The sequence below is a fragment of the Candidatus Nitrosopumilus sp. genome (assembly GCF_040878665.1).
Classification (GTDB): domain Archaea; phylum Thermoproteota; class Nitrososphaeria; order Nitrososphaerales; family Nitrosopumilaceae; genus Nitrosopumilus.
The window spans coordinates 1-6,873 of record NZ_JBBDLU010000004.1 but is presented as its reverse complement, the minus strand read 5'-3'; the positions used below and the strand labels follow the sequence as shown (position 1 = coordinate 6,873).

The 6,873-nt window shown below is 31.9% G+C and carries 8 protein-coding genes; 3 read left to right on the top strand and 5 right to left on the bottom strand.

Translation table 11 applies throughout. From position 1 onward, the window contains the following. On the top strand, nucleotides 1–567 hold a 567-nt coding region (locus WDZ98_RS03620), incomplete at its 5' end, for an immunoglobulin-like domain-containing protein (RefSeq protein ID WP_368057440.1). A 98-nt stretch (nucleotides 568–665) separates the two neighbouring features. Here the strand turns inward: WDZ98_RS03620 and WDZ98_RS03615 are convergent. Beyond that, nucleotides 666–1,316 carry a Snf7 family protein gene (locus WDZ98_RS03615; RefSeq protein ID WP_368057442.1) on the bottom strand — a complete coding sequence of 217 codons (651 nt, stop codon included), beginning with the start codon at nucleotides 1,314–1,316 and terminating at the stop codon, nucleotides 666–668. 103 nt (nucleotides 1,317–1,419) lie between these two features. On the opposite strand from WDZ98_RS03615, the gene WDZ98_RS03610 reads away from it, so the two are divergent. Then, nucleotides 1,420–2,184: a glutamate racemase gene (locus tag WDZ98_RS03610; protein ID WP_368057444.1), complete on the top strand. Its 765-nt coding sequence runs from the start codon at nucleotides 1,420–1,422 to the stop codon at nucleotides 2,182–2,184. On the opposite strand, the gene cobM is transcribed toward WDZ98_RS03610, so the two are convergent. From cobM to WDZ98_RS03590, 4 genes are read right to left on the bottom strand one after another with little or no spacing between them, the layout of a single operon-like run. After that, nucleotides 2,165–2,935 carry a precorrin-4 C(11)-methyltransferase gene (gene cobM, locus WDZ98_RS03605; RefSeq protein ID WP_368057446.1) on the bottom strand — a complete coding sequence of 257 codons (771 nt, stop codon included), beginning with the start codon at nucleotides 2,933–2,935 and terminating at the stop codon, nucleotides 2,165–2,167. The genes WDZ98_RS03610 and cobM overlap by 20 nt on opposite strands. Further along, the gene (gene cobI / locus WDZ98_RS03600) at nucleotides 2,928–3,650 is read right to left on the bottom strand and encodes a precorrin-2 C(20)-methyltransferase (RefSeq protein ID WP_368057448.1); all 723 of its coding nucleotides are present in this window, start codon (nucleotides 3,648–3,650) and stop codon (nucleotides 2,928–2,930) included. The genes cobM and cobI overlap by 8 nt, the downstream gene beginning before the upstream one ends. Before the next feature lie 36 nt (nucleotides 3,651–3,686). After that, nucleotides 3,687–4,277 (bottom strand): precorrin-6Y C5,15-methyltransferase (decarboxylating) subunit CbiT, encoded by a 591-nt coding sequence (gene cbiT / locus WDZ98_RS03595; protein WP_368057450.1) that lies wholly within the window; start codon nucleotides 4,275–4,277, stop codon nucleotides 3,687–3,689. 26 nt (nucleotides 4,278–4,303) lie between these two features. Further along, nucleotides 4,304–4,768 (bottom strand): hypothetical protein, encoded by a 465-nt coding sequence (locus tag WDZ98_RS03590; protein WP_368057472.1) that lies wholly within the window; start codon nucleotides 4,766–4,768, stop codon nucleotides 4,304–4,306. Nucleotides 4,769–4,870: 102 nt separating this feature from the next. On the opposite strand from WDZ98_RS03590, the gene rqcH reads away from it, so the two are divergent. Then, entirely contained in the window at nucleotides 4,871–6,799 is a 1,929-nt protein-coding gene (rqcH, locus tag WDZ98_RS03585) for a ribosome rescue protein RqcH (RefSeq protein WP_368057452.1), read from the top strand. The last annotated feature ends 74 nt before the right edge of the window (nucleotides 6,800–6,873 follow it).

The following is a 6,873-nucleotide window of genomic DNA, read 5'->3' as shown; positions in this document are numbered from 1 at the left end:
GTAACTAGAACAGTCAATATTGTCGATGTAACTGTACCTGTAATCACACTTAATGATCCTCCTTTAGTTCAAATAGAATTAGATACCCCATATGTTGACGCAGGAGCTATATGTATTGATAATACTGATGGAAATATTGCAGATATTGTAACTAATTCTAATGTTAACACTGCAATTGTAGGAACATACCAAGTAACCTATAACTGTGCAGACAGCTCAGGAAATAATGCTGCTCAAGTAACTAGAACAGTGAACATATCTCCACATCCAACACTTTCAGTCAATGTTTTACCATTTGATGGAGGATCTTCTTCATTTGATGTTAATATTATAAACTATGTGCCTCTAACTCAATCAATTTCTATTGGATCGCCATTTGGTCCAGCTAATATTGTATCCGGAACAACATACACTATAATTGGTCTTGATAATGTTTTTGGATATAATCCTGGGTCAATAGACTGTGCAATCAATAATAATCCGCCACAAGACACTTCTCAGTTTGTGGCATTTGCTGGTGATGTTGTGTCATGTACAGTTATATACGATCAAGAATCTGAAGGATGACATTTTCTCTATTTTAATTATTTTCTTTTTCTGACTTAGATTATTTTAAAATAATTTTAAAAAATAAAACAAAAAGAAGAACTATTCGTCTTTTTACCCTAATCAAATGCTGATGTAGAGCTTTGGGACGAAAGTCCAGTTGAAGATGGTACAGATGGGAATTTATCTCCTATCTGTTGCTCAGCTACTGCAGATGCTTCTTGAAGAATTCTTTCGGTCTCTTCACTTGAGGCACCAGACTCCATACTAAATGAGTCTCCTGCAAGAGAATCCATCATAAGCCCATTAAGTGTCTGGGTCATACTGTTCAATTCTGAATCAGCTTCTGGCATGAATCTTCCAAGCGATGACTTCAATCCCTTCATTGTAGACATTGCTGGTCCGATTGCTACCATAGCATCACCAAGATCATGAATAGTTGTCAGTCTTAGTTGGACTTGTTCTAATGACATTCTTGCATTGCCGAGCATCTTTGTAACTTTACGAATTTCAGCTAATTCGTTGGACAAAACTCTACTTGTGCTAGTATCGTGTTGCTGCATTGCAGTCACGACTCTCTGAAAGAGTTGCGCATCTCTTTCGTGCAGTTTACCTAACATAGAGTCCATTTTTGAGATTTGGACTTGTAGTTTGTTTACTGCAGTTTGAATTCGTGGTTTTAATGCACCTTGAGGCTTTACTGCTTCACGGAGTTTGCCAGTTACGCTTTGGGTCTCTTGATGAGCCCAAGTCTTATCGAAGTTTGGCATGATGGCATGTTTAGAAATTTAGTCTTAATAGCCGGTGTGCATTTAGATCGACTTTGGGGTTAATTTAGCTAACAAACATTACCTATCATTTTTGATATTATTTATGGCTAAAATTGCAGTTTTTGATTCAGGTCTAGGTTCACTATCCATAATCAAAGCAATTCAAAAAATAACAAAGTCGGAAATTATCTATTTTGCAGATCAGGAGAATTTCCCATATGGACAAAAATCTCAAACTCAACTATCTATTATAATTTGTAACACTATCAAACTATTACAAGAAAAATTTTCTCCTGATTTGATAGTTGTTGCATCAAATACACCTAGTCTTATGTTGGATGTAACAACCAAAAAAATTATTGATGTAAAACCACCACTAAAAGATGCTCAAAAAAAATCTAAAACAAAACAAATTGGAATATTGGCAACAAAGAGTGCTATAAACAGCAAAGGATTAACTCAGTACATTAAAAAAAATAATCTCCCACCAAGTCTTAAATTTTTTAAAATAAATGGCTCTAAATTAGTTGAACTAGTAGAATCTGGTAAATATATTTCAGACCAAAAATATTGTCAAAAAATAATTAAAAAAACCCTTGATCAAGTATTATCTAAAAATAATATAGATACAATTACACTATCCAGTACACATTTACCATTTTTAAAATCATTATTAAAGAAACAATATCCAAGTATTAGTTTTATAGATCCTGCAAACATTGTTGCAGAAAAAATCTTTTTAAAAATTAAAAATAACCAATCAAAAAAAAATTCATTAAAGATTTTTGCAACAGGAGATACCAAAATATTCAAAGCAAAATTAACCAAAATAGGAGTAAAAAATAAAGTTAATTTATTGTCTTCTTAGCTTTTCTATAACCGTGACTGAATTTTTTATCATATAGTTTAGAATATTCATATGTTTCAGGATCTATGACATCACTAATTATTACAATTGCAGTTCTTGTGATTTTTTCTTCTTTAATTTTTTTAGCAATATCACCTAATGTTCCTTTGATAATTTTTTGATCTGGCCAGCTTGCTCTATAAACTACTGCAACTGGTGTAGATTTTTTGTATCCACCTGCAATTGCTTCTTTGGTAAGTTTAGAAAGTAAATGAATGCTAAGATAAAAGATCAAAGTAGCTTTGTGTGTTGCAAGCTCTGAGATTTTTTCACGTTTTGGTACTTTGGTTCTTGACTCTGCTCTAGTTACAATTATTGTTTGTGTAACTCCAGGAAGTGTTAATTGCATTCCTAGTGCAGCTGCTGAGGCTAAAAATGCAGTAACACCAGGTATTACTATTGATTTTATTCCTTTTTTCTCAAGATTATCAATCTGTTCTTTAATGGCTCCATAAATTGAAGGATCACCATCATGTAGTCTTATGACTAGTTTGTCTTTTTTGGCATTTTTATATAATAGATCAAAAATTTCTTCTCTAACTAGTTTAGAAGCATCATATAGTTTTCCTTTTTTACATAATTTTAAAATTGGTTCAGGAATCAAAGAACCAGAATATACAACAATGTCTGCTTTTTGAATTAGTTTTTTGGCTTTAACAGTGATTAATTCTGGATCGCCAGGACCGCAACCAACAAAAAACACATCAGACACGTTTTACCACCAAGATTGAGAAATATTTTGTCGTTAATGTATCATCATTTACCTCACCTAGAGTCATTTTTCTTATAATTTCATTCTCTGTTCCAAGATCTTGTCCTATGGCAAAAATAGAATTATCTGGAAATCCAGATTCTTTTAGGACTTCAATAACTTTGTCAAAGTATCTACCGTCTTTGAGAAATATCATTGATTCAGAATTTTTTGCAATCTCTTTCACACTTGATAGATCATAGCATGATGGAATAATAGCTACCTTTTCTGCACCTTCGGCTATGCTTACACCGACTTTAGCTGCAAATGTAAACATTGAGACAATTCCAGGTATAACACTAATGTCCATATCAGGATAATTTTCCTTCAGATCTCTGTGCATGTATATCCAAGTACTATACAAGAAAGGATCTCCTACTGTAAGATACACAACATTTTTTCCACTCAAAACTGTTTGAGCCATTATTTTTGCATTTTTTTTCCATGTAGCTTCCAAAACATCTTTGTCCTTTGTCATTGGAAAGATTAATTTTACAATTTCCTGATTTTTAGATTTATCAATGATTGGTGAAACAACAGCAAATGCAATGCTGGGTCTATCTTCATTTGAAGCAGGACACATGATAATGTCCGCATTCTGAATTGCCTTTACGGCCTTGACAGTAAGCAGATCAACATCTCCGGGACCTACTCCTATTCCAATTAATCCAGGCATAAAGAGTATGATTTTCTTCCTAATTAAAAATCTAGATTAGATTTTAGTTGCAGATATGATAGTTACAGGATTTCTTGCAAGCATCATAGTTCCTGTACTAGTTTTTCTGCTCTTAGATATGGTAACTTGAGTAATATCAACTGATTCAAACTGTAATTTGTCTAACACTTGCAATACAGAATACAGAGTCTCAATTAAGATGATCCCAATTACAATTCTGCCTCCAGATTTGAGTTTGTTCTCAGATAATTCAACCATCTCTTTAGTGTCGCCACCAGTTCCACCAATAAATATGGTATCAGCTTCTTCAAGTTCTGAAATTTTTTCTTTGGCATTACCATGAATTACTGAAATATTTGTCAAGCCAAATTTTTTTATATTCTTTTTAGTTAATTCTACAGCATTTTCATCATAATCCACTGCCAATACTTTACCAGATGATTCTACTTGTAATGCAGCTTCAATAGAGATAGAACCACTACCACATCCAATATCATAAACAATTTGACCTGGTTTTAATCTTGCTTTACTTATTTGAACAACTCTAATTTCTTCTTTGGTGATAGGAACTTTTTCTGTTCTTTCAAATTCTTCATCCGGTATACCGGGTGTTTTAAATTTCCACATTTACTATTACCATTTTAATTTCTAAACTAGATATTGATTACACTACTTGTGCTTCCTAAATGAGTTAATGTGTAGCTTACAATCCATGAAAACAAGTATAAGAAAACATAGCTACCAATAGCTTGTGTAACAATTTTTTTTCTGTCCGATGATGGTAATTGCATATTCATTTTTTTGGCTACTATAATAGTTCCAAAAAATATTATGATCATAAATCCAATAGATGCCCATCTTCTATCTTCACCCTCAATATTTTCAAAGAGAAACGTTGCTGCAGTTCCTGCAATCACAGCTAATGCAACACGCATCCAAAATAATTTATTTAGTTTTCTATCTTTTTCACTTTTCTCAGCAACATTTACTGACGGATCTTCTGAAGGTGTATCTGGAACCGGTTCGGATTTTTCTATTTCAGGAACATCGGCTGACTCCTTTTTAGAATCATTAGGGTCGACTGTAGGTTCGGATTTTTTCTTTTTGAATTTTGCCAAGTAAATTTCTAGCATGTCTCAAACAAACCATGTTTAATATCTTTGGTCAAAATTCGAACATATCAAAGCAAGAGTATAATTTTAGACAAGATAAGGATGATTATGACACTATCTGGAATAGAATTGCGATATTTAGTTGATAAAATTACAGAACAAGTTCAAGACTACTATATCAGCAACATTTATGGAATTACAAAAGACAGTATTCTTTTCAAACTTCATCATACAGAAAAAAATGATCTATTCATGATGATTTCAACATCTGGTGTCTGGTTAACAACAGTAAAGATAGATCAAATGGAACCAAACAGATTACTTAAAAGATTACGAAGTGATCTTCTCAGATTAAAATTAAAAAAAATAGAACAAATTGGTGCAGAGAGAATTGCATATTTTACTTTCGAAGGCTTTGGAAAAGAGTTTGTACTAGTAGGGGAATTCTTTGGAGATGGAAATATTTTACTTTGTAACAACGAAATGAAAATTCTTGCATTACAGCATTCAATAGATGTTAGACATAGAAAACTAGGTGTTGGATTAGAATATGTTCAGCCACCAAGTAATAATATAGATATTTTTAATCTAAAAGAATCTGATTTTGTTACTCTTAAAACTACAGACTTGGTTGCAGCGAAATGGTTTGGAAGAACTTTAGGTTTACCAAAAAAATATGTTGAAGCAGTTTTTGAAATTGCAGAAATTGATGGAAAAAGAATTGGTAATTTACTTTCAGATGAAGAAATAAAGAAAATTTTTGAAACTATAAAAAAAATTGTTTTAGATATAGTGTCAGGAAATCATGAAACTGTAATAGTCAGAAATGAAAAAACTGAAGTCCTTCCTCTCAAATTAGGAAAATTAGAAGGAGAGATAACATCCGCTAATAGTTTCATTGAAGGATTAGATACTGTTTTTACTGAAAACATCATACAAAAAGGAACATCTGTTCAAACAAGCGGTTCAGAGAAAAAAATTAAAGAATTACAAATGCAGATTTCTGAACAAGAAAAAGCTATTGAAATTGTCAAAGAGCGATCAAAAAATATTACCAATGTTGCAAATTCTCTTTTTGAAATGGTGTCATTAGGTATAGTGTCAATCAATGATAATACTGCAACAGAGATTCTAGCAAGTCACAATGCAAAATTAGTTTATGAAAAAGGAATTTCATTAATTACTATTCAAGATGAAAAAATAAAAATAAACACTCAATCTTCTCTTCAATCAATTGCATCAGTATTGTTCAACGAAGCAAAAAAACAATCTGCAGCAATACCTTCTATTCAAACAATTAAAGAGAAAACAGAAAAAAAATTAGAAAAATTCCAGAGTAAAACAGAATCAGAAAAAGATCTAATAATAGTTTCAGAAATTAGAAAGAAAAATTGGTATGAAAGATACAGATGGTTCTTTACAACTGATGGATATCTTTCAATTGGTGGAAGAGATGCTGCATCAAACTCCGCTGTAGTTAGAAAGCATTTAGATAAAAATGACAAAATATTTCATGGTGATATTTTTGGTTCACCATTTTTTATTCTGAAAGATGCAGAAAATATACCTGATACAAGTATGAACGAAGTTGCACATGCGACAGTTTGTTTTAGTAGAGCATGGAGAGAAGGAATGTATGGTGTTAGTGCTTATTGGGTACATCCTGATCAAGTAAAAAAATCTGCACCTAGTGGAGAATTTTTACCAAAAGGATCTTTTACAATTGAAGGACAAAGAAATTTTATCAAGTCTGAAACTCTTAGACTAGCTGTGGGTATCATTAAACAAGATGATGATTATATTTTAACATGTGGTCCTCCTGAACCAATTAAAAAATACTCTACATGTTATGCAATTATTGAACCACATGGTTCGGAAATGGTTGAAACTGCAAAAAAAATTCGAATTGAATTTTCTAAGTTAGAAGAACAAATTGCAAAAAATATACCTATAGATGATTATGTACGTGCATTACCAGCTGGAAAAAGTCAAATCATTAAAGTTGAATATGGTGATGCATTTCCAATTCCTTTGTAAATATTGAATATTTTTTAGTTACAACATTACTCACTACAACATTACTCACTACAACATTACTCACTACAACATTA

Excerpts from the sequence above, each read along its gene's own strand:
- WDZ98_RS03615 (WP_368057442.1), bottom strand. The coding sequence starts at position 1,316 with ATGCCAAACTTCGATAAGACTTGGGCTCATCAAGAGACCCAAAGCGTA.
- rqcH (WP_368057452.1), top strand. The coding sequence starts at position 4,871 with ATGACACTATCTGGAATAGAATTGCGATATTTAGTTGATAAAATTACA.
- WDZ98_RS03610 (WP_368057444.1), top strand. The coding sequence starts at position 1,420 with ATGGCTAAAATTGCAGTTTTTGATTCAGGTCTAGGTTCACTATCCATA.
- cobI (WP_368057448.1), bottom strand. The coding sequence starts at position 3,650 with ATGCCTGGATTAATTGGAATAGGAGTAGGTCCCGGAGATGTTGATCTG.
- cbiT (WP_368057450.1), bottom strand. The coding sequence starts at position 4,277 with ATGTGGAAATTTAAAACACCCGGTATACCGGATGAAGAATTTGAAAGA.